Source organism: Rhodococcus sp. OAS809, assembly GCF_040546695.1.
Taxonomy (GTDB): Bacteria; Actinomycetota; Actinomycetes; order Mycobacteriales; family Mycobacteriaceae; genus Rhodococcus_F; species Rhodococcus_F qingshengii.
Map to the genome: position 1 here is coordinate 4,787,669 of NZ_JBEPOI010000002.1, position 16,661 is coordinate 4,804,329.

The 16,661-nt window shown below is 62.2% G+C and carries 14 protein-coding genes; 1 reads left to right on the forward strand and 13 read right to left on the reverse strand.

Translation table 11 applies throughout. The annotated features are described in order from the left end of the window. Positions 1-13: 13 nt before the first annotated feature. The 6 genes from ABIE52_RS25255 to ABIE52_RS25280 form a co-directional block, all read right to left on the reverse strand. Positions 14-562, reverse strand: coding sequence for an SMI1/KNR4 family protein (locus ABIE52_RS25255; RefSeq protein WP_228401412.1), 549 nt, complete (start codon positions 560-562; stop codon positions 14-16). 99 nt (positions 563-661) lie between these two features. Next, entirely contained in the window at positions 662-2,023 is a 1,362-nt protein-coding gene (locus ABIE52_RS25260) for an HNH endonuclease signature motif containing protein (protein WP_354541555.1), read from the reverse strand. A gap of 119 nt (positions 2,024-2,142) precedes the next feature. Continuing rightward, positions 2,143-2,571 carry a hypothetical protein gene (locus tag ABIE52_RS25265; protein ID WP_228401410.1) on the reverse strand — a complete coding sequence of 143 codons (429 nt, stop codon included), beginning with the start codon at positions 2,569-2,571 and terminating at the stop codon, positions 2,143-2,145. A gap of 21 nt (positions 2,572-2,592) precedes the next feature. Then, complete coding sequence (locus tag ABIE52_RS25270) at positions 2,593-3,261, reverse strand: FadR/GntR family transcriptional regulator (RefSeq protein ID WP_192712151.1); 669 nt, start codon at positions 3,259-3,261, stop codon at positions 2,593-2,595. Positions 3,262-3,363: 102 nt separating this feature from the next. After that, positions 3,364-4,569 carry an MFS transporter gene (locus ABIE52_RS25275; protein ID WP_051649716.1) on the reverse strand — a complete coding sequence of 402 codons (1,206 nt, stop codon included), beginning with the start codon at positions 4,567-4,569 and terminating at the stop codon, positions 3,364-3,366. A 122-nt stretch (positions 4,570-4,691) separates the two neighbouring features. Continuing rightward, complete coding sequence (locus tag ABIE52_RS25280; protein ID WP_192712152.1) at positions 4,692-5,666, reverse strand: helix-turn-helix transcriptional regulator; 975 nt, start codon at positions 5,664-5,666, stop codon at positions 4,692-4,694. A gap of 102 nt (positions 5,667-5,768) precedes the next feature. Between ABIE52_RS25280 and ABIE52_RS25285 the strand changes: the two genes are divergently transcribed. After that, positions 5,769-6,236 (forward strand): VOC family protein, encoded by a 468-nt coding sequence (locus ABIE52_RS25285; RefSeq protein ID WP_030536456.1) that lies wholly within the window; start codon positions 5,769-5,771, stop codon positions 6,234-6,236. An 88-nt stretch (positions 6,237-6,324) separates the two neighbouring features. Here ABIE52_RS25285 and ABIE52_RS25290 read toward each other — a convergent pair whose 3' ends face one another. The 7 genes from ABIE52_RS25290 to benC all read right to left on the reverse strand — a co-directional run bounded on the left by ABIE52_RS25290 (position 6,325) and on the right by benC (position 16,642). After that, positions 6,325-6,858, reverse strand: a complete 534-nt coding sequence (locus tag ABIE52_RS25290; RefSeq protein WP_007729791.1) for a GNAT family N-acetyltransferase — start codon at positions 6,856-6,858, stop codon at positions 6,325-6,327. A 763-nt stretch (positions 6,859-7,621) separates the two neighbouring features. Continuing rightward, a complete protein-coding gene (aztD, locus tag ABIE52_RS25295; RefSeq protein ID WP_192712153.1) occupies positions 7,622-8,869 on the reverse strand; it encodes a zinc metallochaperone AztD in 1,248 nt (415 codons plus the stop codon). A gap of 62 nt (positions 8,870-8,931) precedes the next feature. After that, on the reverse strand, positions 8,932-10,176 hold the full coding sequence (locus tag ABIE52_RS25300; protein ID WP_192712154.1) for a benzoate/H(+) symporter BenE family transporter: 1,245 nt from the start codon (positions 10,174-10,176) through the stop codon (positions 8,932-8,934). A gap of 4 nt (positions 10,177-10,180) precedes the next feature. Continuing rightward, a complete protein-coding gene (locus ABIE52_RS25305) occupies positions 10,181-12,883 on the reverse strand; it encodes a helix-turn-helix transcriptional regulator (RefSeq protein ID WP_058038299.1) in 2,703 nt (900 codons plus the stop codon). Beyond that, positions 12,880-14,265 (reverse strand): MFS transporter, encoded by a 1,386-nt coding sequence (locus ABIE52_RS25310; RefSeq protein WP_007729781.1) that lies wholly within the window; start codon positions 14,263-14,265, stop codon positions 12,880-12,882. Before ABIE52_RS25310 ends, ABIE52_RS25305 begins: the two co-directional genes overlap by 4 nt. Positions 14,266-14,309: 44 nt before the next feature. Next, the gene (locus ABIE52_RS25315; RefSeq protein ID WP_050656063.1) at positions 14,310-15,092 is read right to left on the reverse strand and encodes a 1,6-dihydroxycyclohexa-2,4-diene-1-carboxylate dehydrogenase; all 783 of its coding nucleotides are present in this window, start codon (positions 15,090-15,092) and stop codon (positions 14,310-14,312) included. Further along, positions 15,089-16,642, reverse strand: coding sequence for a benzoate 1,2-dioxygenase electron transfer component BenC (gene benC, locus ABIE52_RS25320; RefSeq protein ID WP_054188472.1), 1,554 nt, complete (start codon positions 16,640-16,642; stop codon positions 15,089-15,091). The genes ABIE52_RS25315 and benC overlap by 4 nt, the downstream gene beginning before the upstream one ends. Between the last annotated feature and the right edge of the window lie 19 nt (positions 16,643-16,661).

The following is a 16,661-nucleotide window of genomic DNA, read 5'->3' on the forward strand; positions in this document are numbered from 1 at the left end:
TTTGGGTCGCGCGTCAGAGTTGGGTGGGCTGGAGTGGCTCGATGTCGGAGGTGCGAGGTCCGAACAGGCCCATAGCCCGGGTGCGAATGGACGGTAGTGCTTCGTGGATGCTCCCGCCGAGGCGGTGGAGAGAGTTGAACGAGCGTGATTCCCAAACCGGAAACTCTCCGTCGGTGTCGCGTGATGCTGTGTCCCACAGGAGGGCGTCACCGTTTTCGCTCCATCCGAAAACCTGCAGCGAGTCGGGGAGTGACCAATCGCCGTCGGGTTCGATCATCCAATCGAACTCGTCATCCTGTCCTTCTCTGTAGACCGAATGAAGATGGGCGGTGAGGTTGCGGGCGCGCCCTTGCCAGCCGTCGGCAAATCCGGGAAGGACGGGCGGATAGATGAGCCAGAGTCCGAAGGTCCGCGCCCAACCTGCGTGCCTGATGAATGCGCGATATGAATCGGGGAAGCCCTGCCGGTCGGGAAATCGATAGGAATCCATAAGGGCAAAATCGATATGCGCGAGCGTCGGTCGGCCGTCTACCGTCAGCGCGTTGGTTCCCTGTGCAAACACACCCTCAACGCTAGCAATAGGGGATACCGTGCCGCCCTTTCCGGCTATCGAAGCACGCCGGAATGGGTCACCGAGGCGTTTGCTCGGTGACCTCCGGGTTCAGAGTCGCGTGGTGGAGCGGCGGGGTTTCCGGTCGGGGTCGATGCCCGGTGGTGGGATGAACCATGGCAGGTGATCGGTGCCCATTCGGATTTCCCATTTGCCGGTGAATCCGGGTTTTCGGTGCATCAGGGTGTGGTGGGTTCGGCAGAGCAGGACCAGGTTGTCCATGACGGTTGGTCCTCCTTTGGCCCAGTGTTTGATGTGGTGTGCGTCGGTCCAGGCGGGGACGCAGTCGCAGCCGGGGAAGGCGCAGCCTTTGTCGCGGGCGATCAGGGCGGTGCGTTGTGCCGCGGTGACAAGCCTTTTCAGTGGGGTGACGTCGAGTGGGGCGCCGTTTTCGTCGAGGAGGACGGCGCCGAGCATGCAGTCGCAGGCGATCATGCGGGTGCGGCCGACGCTCAGTGGTCCCATCCAGGGCATGTGGCCGACATCGAGATCGTGAAAGTCGAGATCGTGAAAGTCGAGATCGAGCATGCCGGGATCGTCGTCCTCGGAGGGGACAGGTGTTGAGCCATCACTCGTTGTGGCGCATTCATGGTGGTAGGCCAGGTCTTTGGCGTTGATGTGCACGTTCAGGTGGGGGCGTTGGCCGCCGTCGATGCCGGTGGCAGCGTTGTCGAGGTAGCGCCGGATGAGTTCTGCCATGGCGTCTGCGTTGCGTGTGGCGGCGGGTCGTTTGTCGGGTGTGCCGTCCTCGGCGGGGGTGGGCATGGAGAGGTTGGAGAGGGCGGAGAGAAGCATTTCGCCGGTCACTCCGTCGAAATCGCCTCGGACGGCGATTCTTCCGTTGAGGGTGGGGGAGATGCGCAGTTCGTTGCGGTCGGTGTCTTCGCTTGGTGGTGGGTCGTCGGATTCGAACATGTGCTCGAGGACGCTGATGGCGTAGCGCAGTTTGACGGTGGTTGCTTCGGTTCCGGATGCTGCGGCGAGGAGTGTGTCGCGGCAGTACGGTAGTGCGGCGTCGGGCATTGCCTTGGGTGGGGATTCGCAGAACGCCACGATCAGTGCTGCGTGCTCGAAAGTGAGGTCACCGGCATCGAATTGGTCTTCGATCTCGGGAAACGACCGTAGCGCTTTTCCCAGGGCTGCGATTCTTCTGCCGGTGGAGATCTGCAGCATGGTGTGGTTCGCGAGCCATTGTCCGGTGCCGCGGTAGCAGAGTACTTGTTCGTCCGCGTTCAACGTCAGGGTGTCGACGGCGGCCACTCGAATGGCTTCCAGGCGAAGGATTTCCGCTGACGCGGTGATGGCGATCTCGCGGACGTCGCTGGGGTGAAGCCGCCACAATCGTCCGCGCACACCCACGGCGGAGCTGTTGACCACGTCGGTGACAGCATCTTCGGTGATGTTGATCGTCATGAGAACCCCCCGTTCTACCTTCCATCATACTCGAACATACTTTCGAGTCAAGGGCTTTTTCGGGAAGGTGAGGTGGGCCCGGCCGTCGTGATTCTGTTGTTCGAGAACAGGTTCCGTCATTACTCGACTCGTTGGAGGAAGGGGTGAGGCCAGGCGCCGAGTGCGAGAACGGCGAGGATCGTCTGGACTAGTCCGGTGGTGAAGAAGATGCCCTGCAGCGGCGACCAGGCGAGAACGATGGCGATCTCGACGAAGATCCAGATCATCATGGTCAGGCCGGCGGCCGCGTGCAGGCCCCACGTCAGACGGAACCTGTTGTGCTGAGCGAAGAGCGCGGCGGCCTGGATGCCTCCGACGACAACGCCGAGGAGGATTCCGGGCCAGAAATATGAAGGGAAGACGGTTCCCTCGATCCACTCAGGAGGCAGGCCCATCCCGCCGCCGATCGTCAGGCCCGCCATTCCTACGAGCGCAGAGAGCAGGTTTAGCCACGCGATGGCGGACAGACCGATCCGGAGACCCCGTGGAGGGAGCGATGTGGACGTCATGCCTGACAACGATAGAGAGGGTCAGTCGAGCCCGTCCATGTTCCTGCGCGTTGCCGCGCTGGCAGCGTCGGCATCACCCGCGACGATGGCTTCCACTAGATCTCGGTGGGCAGCGGCTTCGTCGTCGATCGATTCGGGGTCTCGCGCCGCGACGTCGGCGATCACGTGGAGGGCCGAGTTGCGGAGCGTTTCGATGAATGAATCGAACACCATCGACAACACGCTGTTGTGCGCAGCATTCACCACGGCGCGATGTAGTTCCATGTCAGCGTCGACAAATTCTGTTGGTGTCGAAGCATTTTCACGGGCTTCGAGTGCTGCCTGTAACAGATCGACGTCGGCGGAAGTCCGGCGCATGGCAGCCAGGCGGCCCGCTTCCACTTCCAGAAGTCTGCGTACTTCGTAGACTTCGCGGCGGTCCGAGCGTTTGAGTTCTCGCTCGAGTTCCGTGACCGGTGTCGAGGACATGACGTAGGTGCCGGACCCTTGATGCGAGTAGAGCTGGCCCGACGCAATCAGTGCGCGAACGGCCTCTCTGCCGGTCGAACGCCCGACTCCGAGGAGTGTGCTCAGATCCTGTTCGTTCGGGATTTTGGTCCCGACCGGCCACTCGCCGTCGCCGATGAGGCGCGCAAGTTCGTCCGCGGCTTTCTGTACCAGCGACTGCTGCTTGATCTGGCGCACTGCCATGTGACTGCTCCTGACTGACTCGGTGAACCGCAATGGAGCGGCTCACCGAGTAATACTTCATGTCCTCCGATGAATCTTCAGACTACGGGGCCGTCTTATGGTTTATCGAAGGGCGATGACGTCCAGTTCGCGCTCCGTCTCGTCTTCCGGGTCGAGGCGTCGATCGCGCAACGTGAATGCGATGACGGCGCCGACGAACAGCACTGCAGTTGTCGCCCCGATCGCCATGCGCGGTCCGAAGTGATCTGCCAGGTAGCCGAACAGCGGAGATGCGATGCCTCCCACGGACATCGCGAGTCCGAGCGTCACCCCACTTGCTGTGCCGGGGCGATTCGGTAGGTAGTCCTGCGCCAATGTCACCTGTGGCGCGAAGGGCAGGAACATAGCAAATCCGAGACAGACGATTCCCAATTCGGCAACTGCAACGTTCGGAGCGGCAGCGAGCAGCGCCAGTGAAGGTACCGCAAGCAGGTAGCCGAGTCGGATGGATGCGCGTCGACCACGACGGTCCGCGAGGACTCCTCCCAGTAGCGTTCCGGCCGCTCCTGCCAATGTGAAGGAGGACAACACGATTGCAGCGCTCGAGGACGATCCGTTCAGTGCGTTGAGCACGAACGGTGAGACCAACGACAGTGTGGTCACGTACGGAATTGACCAACAGACCGTTACCAGCACGAGTCGTGTGAACGAGCGCCAATCGTCTGACACGGGACCGTTCGCTGCCAGTTGCGCACTCAACGACTGGGCTGACTCGGCCGCACCCGTGTTGGCCGATCGCGACTGGGCGACCATCCACCAAATAGCCGCCACCACTGCAGGAACTGCGAGTAGATAGCCGCCGGACAAACCGAGTGAGCCAACCACGAGCGTGACAAACGGTGGCGCCAGCGAGGCGCCCAACGTACCGCCCACGGAGAACACGCTCATGGCTTTCTGTGAATGACCTCCAGCCGCGCGTGCCAAATTTGTGGCGGGAGGATGGTATGCGGCGATGCCGATGCCGGCCACGGCAATTGCCAGCCAAGTGACGATGTAGGTGGTGCTCATCGCTGCCACGACAATGCCTGCTGCGGCCGTCACAAAACCTGTGGGTACCAGCCAGTTTCGGCTCTTTCGATCGACCAGCATGCCGAATGCAGGTTGCACGACACTGGATAGTCCGGTCGCGGCGAGCGTGATTCCGGCGACCGCGGAATAGGAATATCCGCGTTCGAGCATCATGAACGGCAACAGCGCAGGCACAGCCCCCTGGTACAGATCGTTCACGACGTGTGTGCCGGTGAGAAATGCAACTTGCCCCTTCTTCATCTCCTTGGGCATCCCTTCGTTCAGGTCTTCAAGTCCTCAGGTCCTCTGAGGACTTGAAAGCTATCACGAACCCGCGGGCGCACGGTTGCGTTGGAGACCTGGATCTCATTCGAGACGACTGACTAACTCTCAGCAGTCGCGGCGTTGCGGGCGGCGAGTTGCGCGAAAGCGTGGGTAAGTTCTGCCGGGCCGACGACATCGATGTCGGTGTCGAATCGGTTGAAGGAGGCTGCCAGCGCCATCCAAGACCATGATCCGGCTTCGAGACTGCACTGCTCGGGGCCAAGATCTTCGACGATGCCTTCCCCGACAAAGGGAAGAACATAACTGGCTGGTCGATGGAGAACGACCTTGCCGTGGCACGGCCAATTGTTGATATGTTCCGATCCTTTGAAGCGCGCGGACACGTATTCGCTGACGTCGCCGCCGGGGATTTCCTTCGGCGTGAACCGGGGACCGTTCGGGGTGCGTGGGGTGATGCGATCGGCGCGGAAGATTCGCCAGTCGTCTCGCGCGAGATCCCACGCGACGAGGTACCAGCGACGCTTGGAGGTCACCAGATGATGCGGCTCCACTCGGCGCGGGGGTGTTATTTCGCTGTTGTCGGTTGAGTGGTCGTTCGAGTAATCGAAGCGGAACACCTCGCGACCGCGGACTGCAGCGGAAATCGCTACGAGCACCTCAGGGGACACGGAGTCTGCGTCGCCGGAACCGGCCGAAATCGTGGTGAAACTGAGCGCGTCGAGGCGATGGCGCAGACGCGACGGCATCACTTGCCGCACAGTGGTCAACGCTCGAACCGCATCCTCTTCGATACCGACGCCGGTCAGCGTCGCCGCCTGCAGCGCAACTGCCAGTGCGATGACCTGATCGTCGTCGAACAGCAGGGGTGGCAGCTCGCTGCCGGCGTCGAGTCGGTATCCGCCGTCCGGGCCCATGGTCGCCGCAATGCGGTAACCCATCTCCCTGAGCCGGTCGATATCGCGGCGGACCGTGCGATGGCTGATGTCGAGCCGCTCGGCGAGTAGAGCGCCCGGCCAGTCGCGTCTCGTCTGCAAGAGGGACAGCAGATTCAAGAGTCGAGTGGTGGTCGCCATGCGGTGAGACTACGACGAGTCTAGGACGAAAACAGTCCTATACGGCTGTGAGAGTCGACGTTGTCAGGGAAAACCCGAGCGACGTTCGTACCAGGAGCAGACATGAGCATCAAGACAACGACCCACCTCAACTTCCGCGGAGACGCCCGCGCGGCTCTGGAGTTCTACCAGTCCGTCTTCGGTGGCCAGGTCACGATCGCAACCTACGGCGACTTCGGGATGCCCAAGGAGGTGCCCGGCGCTGAGAACGTCGTGTTCGGCCAGGTGGAGACAGAGGACGGCTTCTGTGTGATGGCATACGACATCCCTGGACAGTCGGGCGGCTCGGCCGGCAACGCAGGCTCGACACACCGCGAGAACGGCACCACGATCACCGACCAACCGTTCTTCGTCTCGGTTCGCGGTGAAACCCTCGAAGAGGTGCAGAACTACTGGGCCGAACTCTCTGCTGGTGCATCGATCATCGAGGGTCTTGCCGCCGCGGCGTGGAGCCCCGGTTTCGGCATGCTCACCGATGCGTTCGGGGTGACGTGGATCCTCGACGTCGCTGCCGGCGAAAACCCGGCCTAGCTACTCCCCGTGCTGCGGCGCGCGTTCCGAGTCACCGCGTCGCAGCACCTTCGTCATTGCGGCATCGAGTCCTGTGTCGCCGAGGCAGTCACAGTGCCTTTGTCGTGAACAGCAGGTCCCCGTGGATTTCGTGAGGCTCCGCATGGTCGGTCGCCACGAATACGAGTTTTTCCAGCACACGGCGAGAAGCGCCGTTCCAGTCACGGACCGTGGCCCACAGACGTCGATAGCCTGATGCCTGCGCCCATTGGATTACCGCCCATGAGGCCTCAGTCGCATATCCCTGACACCATGCCCTACGGAGAAATTCGAATGCCAGTTCAGGCTCTCCGTCAGGTCCGTGCTCAGTCTCGATCAGGCCGCAGTAGCCGATGACGTCATGGGATCCTTTACGCTCCACCGCCAGTAGACCGGGTTGGTGTGAGCGACTGCGAATCTGGTCCTCGATGTCTCCGATGGAGGGTCGACCATCGGAATCGATCCGACGATGCGGTGGGACACGAGGATCGCGCTCACCCCAGAGCTCCCGCAAGACAACGGCATCGGGCACACGGAACGGTCGCAGAAGCAGTCGGTCGGTCTCTAGCGAATTCTCCCGTTCGGACTGTGAAAGGGCGTCCATGTCATGGACTCTATCGGTGCGGATCACCTGCGGGCCGCGACGTACCAAATCGCGATGATCAACAAGGTTGCGGCCGAGGAGTATGCGAGGAAACCTCCCATATCGAGCCAGTTGGCCTCCCCGAACGGGCCCGGCTGTATCGGTGACGTCTCGACTGCGCGACTGCCTCGCCGTGAAAGGTGGATCCACCACACCACAGAGTTGCCGAGGCCCCATGTCAGCAGTAGCCATCGGAGTGCCCTGTCGGCAGAGGGACGGTCATAGCTGCTTTGGCGCATGATCGAGTGTCCACCCTCCGGTAGGAAAACCACGCGTTTTCGGTTATTGCAGATTCGGCGGTCGACATCGTGGACCTCGACCGTCACGGACCGAGGTCCGACCCCGGACACGACGAAGCCGCCGGACACCTGCAGGTGTCCAGCGGCTCCAACGCGTCGGTGCCCGTCTTGCGCCTCTCGGCAAGTGGCCACTCGAAGTGGCAATTCTGGGGTGGTACCCGGGGCAAAGAACCGAACACCGACACCATCTCCAACGAACCTCCACACGGAGTTATTCCATGCTGACTTGTGCCGCGGTCAATCGTGGTCCTGCTCATCGCTCAGCTCCAGCAGAGCTAGCGACAACGGCTTCGATTCTCTGAGGTGCGCGTCGTAGCACCTCGGGGATTGCCTGGGTATGAGATTCCCTGGTCAGTAGGCGAAGCACGAGAACGGCTCAGGCCCTCATCTCGGTGTGAGATGGGGGCCTGAGGTGAGGATCTGAATCAGCCGGTGACACCGGTCAATTCGTTCGGGGCGTGATCGAGGGTGGTCTCGGTCAGGATGCTGCCGTCCTCGAGGTCGACTGCGATCAGCTTCTTCGACGCTGGGTCGGTGACGTAAGCGGTGTGATCTTCTACGAAGAGCGCGGGCCTGGGCTCTTGCCATTTGGTGGGCTCGGTCCATGCGTCTATGACGGCGATCTTCTTGGTGACGACGCCGGTGTTCGGGTCGATGACGTGGATGGCGCCGTCGGTGCCGAGCACCAGTGCCTCTCCGTGTGGTCCGCGGCCGAGTGAGCGGAAGGTGTAGCTGGTGCCGAGGTCGACGAGCTTGAGTTCGGACGTCGTCGTGTTGGTCAGCGAGACCCGTTGCGGACGTTCGAGTTCGGCGTCCTTGTCGGTCTTGTAATCACCCAGCACGATGTCCGACTCCTCCGAGCCTGCCTGATTTCCGATGCGACCGTATGCATCCGGACTCTGGACCTTGGTGATCGCTCCGTTCTTGTACACGAGCAACCCGTCTTGGCAGCCCAGCACGATGGCTTCGCCGGTAGCGACTGCTTCGCCGTGGACACCGGGGCACTGTTCGTTGCGCAGGATTTCCTTGCGGTCGGCATCGAGGACAGCTATGCCGTTGCGGGACTCCGAATTTCCGATGGTCGTCAACAGACTGCCGTCGGCAAGTGCGACCGCGACGCCGTGATGGGGTTCCGGGGTGGTGTACGTCTCGACGCGAGGCTGACGTTTTGCCAACTGAACCGGGTCGAAGATCTCGACCAGTCCCGAGCCGTCGTTGAAGAGGACCGTCTTTCCGGCATGGCGTACGACGTGTCCGGGCTCGTTGGCTGCGAACTCGACCTCGGACATCGCGGGATCGGCTGTGTAGTAATGAGAATGATCACCGTGAGCCGAAGACCACGTGCCGGTGTCGAGCACCTTGAATGCTTCGCCGGCAGAGATCATGACGTGGCGACCGTCGCCGGCCGGGTTGAGTCGGGTGAAGCCGTCGATCTCGGTCTCGCCGACCACGTCGAGGGAAGTTGCATCCAGCACCAGGACGCCGCCGTCGTACGACACGGCGAGACGTGGTGTTGCCGAGGCCTGTTCGGTTGGTGCGGCCGACGTCGTGGTCGTGGTTTCGGACTGGGCGGAGTCCTTGTTGTCGGACGAGCAACCCGTAACGAGGGCGAGTGAGAGGCCTACTGATGTGGCAAGGGTGAGGCGCCGCGACATGCGGGTGTTGAGGTGCATGGGTATAGATCTACTGCTTAATGTAAATGATTGTCAAAGTCGAGTATGCGAATATTCGCATGTCAGGTGTAGTCGGCTCGTTCGAGCATGCGCGAGGCGATGACCCCGAAGACGAGTCCCCAGAAAGCGGCTCCGATATTGAGTAGTTCGATGTCGGAGATCGTCACGAGGAACGCGATCAAAGCGCCGAAGGTGAATTTCCCGCCGAATGCGGTCACGAAGGCTCCCTGTAAGGCCTTGAGCATGGCCAGACCACCCAGAGTGACGATGAATGCCGTCGGAGTTCCCAACATCATCGCGACGAAAGTCGGGGCGAACAGTCCGAAGACGACGGCGAGTAAGCCGCAGAAGATTCCGGCGGTGTATTGGCGTGTCCGCTCTCCCGACGCCGTGAGCAATGCGTTCGTCGGCCCGGTAAGGCACGTCGAGACACAACCCACCGCCGCGTTCACGAGAGAGAACACACCGCAGGCAACCGTTGCCGCCCCGATCGGCGGTTGATGACCCGCTGCGCGGAGGACTGCGATTCCTTGGCCGTTCTGGACGACGACGACTGTGATCGCCAGCGGTACAACCAGTTCGATCATGGCCTGCCAAGACCAGGTTGGCGTGGTCAGTATCGGATGCGCCAGCCACTCGTGCGCGTCGCCGGCGGAGTTGAATCTTCCGGCCGCGAGTATCACGACCACGCCGACGATCAACGCGCCGAGAACGGGCGGAACGAATCTTCCCAGCTTGGTGAACACGCTCAGAGCGACAAAGGTGGCGATCATCGGCAGAGCGATCACCGCGTCGTGGGCGGGCGCTTCGACCAAATCCGTTCCGAAATGAAGGAAAACGCCTGCCACCATTGCCATTACGATGGGCAAGGGTAATGCGGCCATGATCGGTGTGACCCACCCTGTCAATCCCAACATCAAGATCAGGGCGCCGGTCGCGAAGAACGCTCCGAGCACTTGCTCCCACGGCAGATGCTCCAACGACGCTCCGACGACAACGGTTCCGGGAATCGTCCAGAGGAAGGCCAGCGGCTGCCGGTACAGCCAGGAAGCCGTGATGGTGAGAATGCCGTTGACGAAGAAGGCACCGAAAAGCCAAGAGGCCAATTGGGCTTGACTCAGTCCACCCGCCAACCCCGCAGCGAGAATGACCGCCACCGGCCCGGTGGCCGAGAAGACGATGCCGATGATTCCGTTGGCAATGGACGTTCCGCCGAAGTCGCGCAAGACCCGCTTCGGGCCGTAGAGCGGTTGCGGGAGTGGCTCGGTGACGACGCGAACGGGCGCGGTCGTCGAAGTGTCCGGCATGTTCTCAGTTCTCCTGATGCGGATCCGAAAGCCCTCGGTCGCGGAACAAAGCCGCGAGTTCGCTCCGTGATCGCAGTCCGAGTTTCGCGTACGCGCGCGTGAGGTGATATTGAATGGTCTTGACGGAGAGGAACAATTCGCCGGCAGCTTCCTTGTTGGACTTGCCCGCTGCGACAAGGTCGGCGACGGCTCGTTCTTGCGGGGTCAGGTCGGTGATTCCCTTCTCCGTCCGCGAGAGGTTCAACCCGCCCGCGCGGAGTTCGCGCTCGCAGCGCTCGACGTAAGTAGCGGCGCCCAACGAGTGATACAGCTCGCGGGCGGCGCGGAGGACGACGTCGGCCTCCGCGCGTTTCCCGGCCCGGCGGAGAGTTTGGCCGTAGGCAAAATTGATTCGGGCTCGGTCGTAGGGGAGCGGCAGCGTCTCGATGCCGAGTAGTGCAGCATCGAAACTTTCTCTTGCCGAGTCGAGTTCGCCCCGTGCGCCGTGGATCCGGCCGCGAACGTAGCCGAGACGTGCCGCAGCTGAGCGGTGCTCCCGACGTCGTGCGGTCTGCTCGTGTGGTTGCAGAAAGGCGTCGGCATCATCAGCTCGCCCGACCATGACCAATGCATTGGCGTAGAGATCGACCCACGGCCAGAAGCCCGGCTCGTCGAGCCATTGTTGCGCCTTGCTCGAGGTGAGCGGAGCCAGCGCCACCAGAACTTCGGCGTAGTCGGCGGCGGCCTCGGCAACCTGGGCCCTGGCGAGAAGTGCAGGAACATACATGATTTCGTAGGCGTGAATGCCGGCGTACGCACGTCGCACATGGTCACGGGCCAGTTCCCAGTTGCCGCGCAGAGCGTGAATCTGTGCTCCCGACCAGTGGACCAACGGCCGGATGATCTCGATCTCGAACCGATCCACCTCGGCACCGGCGCCCTCGACGGTCGAGAGCGCTTCGTCCCAGGCGCCGAGAGCGAATTGAGTGCGGGCGAGCCAGGCCTGTGCCCACAGTGAGATTCTTGCCGAACCACTGGAAAACTCTGTGGACACCGCACTTTCGAGGTCGCGTCTGGCGGACTCCGGGTGGTCCAACGCAAGCTCGAGCCATCCGCGTCCCATCTGGAAGCGCTGTGCTTGGGCTCCGGGGCGGACACGATCGGAGAGTTCGGCGTATGCCGCGAGCGCATTCTCGGTTCTTCCGGTAGCACCGAGCCCGAGACCCTTGATCGCTTCGGACTCCACTGCTGCGGGATCAGAAGGGCCCACCAATTCGACTGCACGGTCAACCCACTCGACGAGCGCCGTGCCATCGAGCCGAGCCAGAGAATGCAGGACCATTCGTTGGGCGATCATCGCAGCGATGCCTGGCTCACGATCCACGCTGCAGCTGTCCCACGCTCTGGTCAGAAGATCGGCGGCCTCGGTCGGTCGCCCTCTATGGATGGCGAGGTAGCCGAGGACGGCGTCGCGGAGAGGCCCGCGCGAAATACTCTCGATCTCCGGCACGAAGACCATGGCGCGGGGGATGTCACCCGATCCGGTCAGCGCGTCGACTCCGCGGAGCAGTCGGTCCTCGTGTTCGGTTCGGGCCGTGGTGAGACGGCTTGCCGTGACCATGGCGTCGGCGACTTCCGACCACGCGCCGTCGGATGCTCGTAGTGATGCGTACGCAACGAGTTCGGCGGCGAGGTCCTCGTCATGTGTGGTGCTGGCAGCGGCAAGGTGGAAAAGCCGTTCACCTTCTCCCCAAGCGATCTCGGCTGCGCGTGTGTGCAGCAGATGCAAGTGCGCGGGTCCCAACGCCCCGCGCACTGCGGCCGTGACCATCGTGCTGCTCAGTGACACCTCGGTGCTGCCGTGCTGCTCGTGGACAGAAAGGAGGCCGCTGGCGAAGGCGCTGTCCAAGGCGCCGACCACGTCGTCGATTTCGGCTAGCTGAGCAAGATGCGACAACGTCGTGCTGCGCCCGACAACTGCTGCGGCTTCGATCAACGTTCGTGCTCCCGCCGAACACGTAGCGAGGGCGGCGGCGATCGATACTGCACGATGGCGAGGGACGGGCAAAGTTCGGTGCCATTGGGTCCAATAGGTAGGTGGCAGCTCGTCGAGAAGCGAGACGATGTCGAGTGTGTTGCCCGCGGTGAAGTCCTGAAGGGCAAGCGCGACGCCGGAGCTGAGGTCGATTCCGCTTCGCATGCGCGCGATGTCGATGATGACGGGTGCGTCGATCGGGCTGATGTGCAAACGCGTCGACCAGTGCAGGTCGAGAATCTGCCTGACATCCTCGCGCAGGAACGGCGTTTCCTCGGCGACGAGGACGAACAGCAGTGGTGCCGTTCGGCCTCGATGGAGGGCGGAGGTGATTGCCTGAAGCGAGCTGACATCGCTGTGATGGGCATCGTCGACGACGATCAGGGTCAGTTGCTCCGCTGCGTCGACGATCTCGTGTGCAACGGCGACCGGGTCCGAGTTGGAAACCGGACGTTCGAGTAGTTGTTCGATTACTCCGAAGGCAGTGTTCGATTCCCACTCCAGCCCACGAGCGCGGCGGAGCGTATGAGCGGAAGAGATTTCGGCGAACCGGTCGACGAGAGTGGACTTACCGCTACCGGCATCGCCTTCGACCAGCACGAGAGTCGGCACTCCTGTCTCTGCCGCGGCCAAGGCTCGGCCGAGAACGGCGAGCTCGCGTTCTCGGCCGAGCAACAGGTCACGAAGTGTCACCCGACTACCGTAACGCCGGGCTCACCACGGGTTTCCTTTTCGGCACGGTCTCCATCGGATCGAAGTGCAGTGGCACCCAGATCAGGTGCTTGCTTCGGCACGAAGAAGGTGACGATGGCGCCCAGCACCGCGATGCCGGCGAAGACGTAGAACGCCGATTCGGAACTGATTCCGGCGCTGATCAAACTTCCGCCGATCAGTGGCCCGAATATCCCGCCCAGACGTCCGAATCCGGCGCACCACGCGACACCTGCGGCCCGAGCGGCCGTCGAATAGTAGTTGGACACGAATCCGTAGATCAGAACCTGAGTACCGATGGTTCCGACACCCGCGATGGCAACGGAGGCGAGGAGTACGGGAAGCGGGAACCCGAATGTGAACAGGAGCAGGGCGAGTGCGGCCAGGCCGAAGGTGGTTGCGACAACCCGCTGTGGACCGGTTACGTCTGCGATCTTGGAGGCGAGAAGTCCACCGATGATGGCACCGCCGTTGAGTACCAACAGGAACGAGAGCGAACCCTTCGCGTTGTATCCCGCGTTTTCCATGATCTTGGGCAGCCAGGTGTTCAGTCCGTAGGTCAGGAGGAGGCCGGCGAAGCTCATGAGGCCGAGAAGCGCGGTGCCCCAGACATATTGTCTGCTCGCCAACGCTCGGAAGCCGACCTTCTCGGCTACGGCGTCGTTGGGTCGATCTGTACCGACAGGCAATGGAATTCCGGTTTTCGAGGAAATGGCGCGAGCTTCCTCGACACGTCCGCGAGCAATCAGCCACGCGGGAGACTCGGGCAGTTTGAACCAGGCGAGTGGGAACAGGAACACCAATGGCAGGGCGCCGATGAGGAACAGTCCACGCCATCCGATGGAATCACGGAGAACGATCGCCAGGACGGAAGCCATGACGCCACCGGCCGGGACACCGCTGTAGACGATGGCGTTGAACAGATTGCGGCGTCCCGGCGGCGCGAACTCGGCAATCATGGCTCCGGCGGTGGCGACAAGCCCACCGACACCGATGCCGGTGAAGAACCGCAGCAGACCGAAGGTGGTGATGCTGGTGGCGAACGCTGCCAGTGCCATTCCGACCGAGAACCAGATGATGTTGACCAGCATCATCTTTCGGCGACCGAAGTGATCGCCGATCGCTCCACACGTCAGTGCGCCGACCATCACTCCGACGAGTGCATACGAACCCAACGCGCCGGCCTGAGATGCGGTCAAGGTGCCGATATGGCTGGGGTCGTCCATGAGTACGGGCAGGATCGTGCCGTACACGACCAGGTCGTATCCGTCGAACAGAATGGCAATGGCGGCGATGGTGACCACCCACAACACTGACGAGCGATGGCGGGCACTGGCCCAGGAACCACGTTCGATCGAGGACATGGCGAATCTCCGTTCGAGAGATCAGGAATCGGGGGAGGCTGGATTCAGCCGAGGTCGCCACCGGCGACGGGCAGAACCGTTCCGGTGACATACGAAGCCTCTTCGGAGGCAAGGAAAGTGATAGCAGCAGCCTGTTCGTCCAGGGTGCCGTAACGCTTGAGTAGCGACGAGTCGACGGTCTGGTCGACGATCTGCTGGTACCAGGCTTTCTCCTCGTCGGTCTCGGCACCCGGCCCGCGTGCCACGACGCGTGGTGGCGCCTCGGTTCCGCCGGGAGCGGTTGCCACGACGCGTATTCCGTACTGCGCGACTTCCATCGCCAGTGCAGCGGTGATCGCGCTGACCCCGCCCTTGGCCGCCGCGTAAGGAACACGGTTGACACCGCGGGTGGCGACCGAGGAGACGTTGACGATGGTGCCGCTCGCCTGCTCGATCAGATGGGGCAGTACGGCGCGACACGTCCAGAGCGTGGGGAACAGTGATCGTGTGACCTCGGCTTGTATCTGCTGCGGCGTGTAGTGCTCGTAGGGTTTGGCCCAGATGGTCCCACCGACGTTGTTGACCAGGACGTCGATGCGTCCGAAGCGCTCCAATGCGGAGTCTATTGCATTCTGGGCGCCTTCGAACGTCTCGAGATCCGCGGTCACTGAATGGGAACGCTCCAGCGGTGTCGCGATGTCGTGAACCAGTTCAGCTCGATCCACAAGCGCGACGGAACCACCTTCTGCGGAAACTCTTTCGGCAACGCTGCGCCCGATCCCCTGAGCCGCTCCGGTGACGACCACGACCCGGTCGTCGAACCGGCCGGCGAAGAATCTCGTGCTCACGACGCCACACTTTCCCGAGCGTCAGTGATGGCGCGGTGCATCGTCGACTTGGCGTGTTCGCTGTGCTGGACGATCAGATCACGGGCCGCGGCGCGATCATTCTGCTCGAATGCACTCACGATACGTGAGTGATCCTCCGCGACATGTTCGTCCACCCAATCGGCGGTGCGGAGCACTCGGTTCATCAGTTGTGTGACCTCGAGACGGTGGTATGCCTGCAGCAGCACTTCGTTTCCGGTGCAGCGGAAGAGGAAGTCGTGGAACAGGGCATTGGTTTCGGTGAATGCCGCTGCGTCCGTGAAGTGATCGCGGTCGATGGAAGCAGCCGAGTTCTCCGCCAGAATGCGGTACTCCGTCAACTGTGCCGGAGTGAGGCGGCCGATCGTGAGTTCCATTGCTCCGAGTTCGAGGGCCATCCGAGCGTCGAACTGTGCGTCCGACTCCGTGACCGGCAGATGTTCTTCACCGATCTCGTACGTGCCGGCAGCTGATTCTTCGGCCGAGGCTGCCGGTGAATCAGCCGGTGCTGCCGCATTGTTGAACTTTTCGAAGTAGAAGTTCGTGGGTGTGATCGATACGTCCTTGAAGTGCAGACGTACGGCTTCGACCATCGGCGGCGGGCCGCACAGGTAGACGTCTACGTTGCCGTCGTCGAGGTGATCGGGCTCGATCAAGCCCGTGACATAGCCCTTGTTCGGTGCTGTGCTGTCGGGATCGGATACGCAGTAGTCGAAGGTGAACTGGGGTAGAGACTTCGCGTAGTCGTGCAGTTTGTCGAGTTCGACGAGATCGGTGTCGGAGCTGACGCCGTAGACCAGATGGACGGGCCGAGTGGAGCTTTCGGTGCGCATCTTCTCCAGTATGGAGAGCAGCGGGGCCAAGCCGGTTCCACCGGCAAGCAGTAGGGCTCTCCGTTGACCTGACCGGAGGAAGAAGCTACCCATCGGTCCGGTCAATTCGAGAGTGTCGCCTACCTGCGCACGCTGACTGAGATACTCGGACATCAGACCACCCGGGGTGATCTTGACCAGGAACGACGCCGACGCGACCTCAGGGCCGGAGCTGAACGAGTACGACCGCGTCGCTTCGGTTCCGGGAACGAGGATGTTCACGTACTGACCGGGGAGGAAGACCAGATCTGCGCGGTTGTCGACTGCGACGGTGAAACCCACCGTGGAATCCGAATGGCGAATGATCTCGGTGATGGTGGACGTGTACGAACCGGCAGTGGTCTTGGCGACCGCCGACGTGGTGGGAATCTGCAGCACGAGATCAGATTCCGGCACCATCTGGCACGGAAGGCAGTATCCCTGCTCGGCCTCGTCGTCCGTCAGGGCCTCCTCGATGTAGTCGCCGGCGTCGAAAGTACCTGACTCACAGAGTGATTTGCAGGTGCCACATGCTCCGTCGCGGCAGTCGAGCGGAATGTTGATTCGTGCGCGGTACGACGCGTCCGCGACGGTCTCGTCGGTGTTGCATTCGACGAAGCGGGTTATGCCGTCTTCGAAACTCAGGGCTACTTGAAAGGTCGGCGCAGCTTGAATGCTCATGGGAAACAGCTCGATTCGA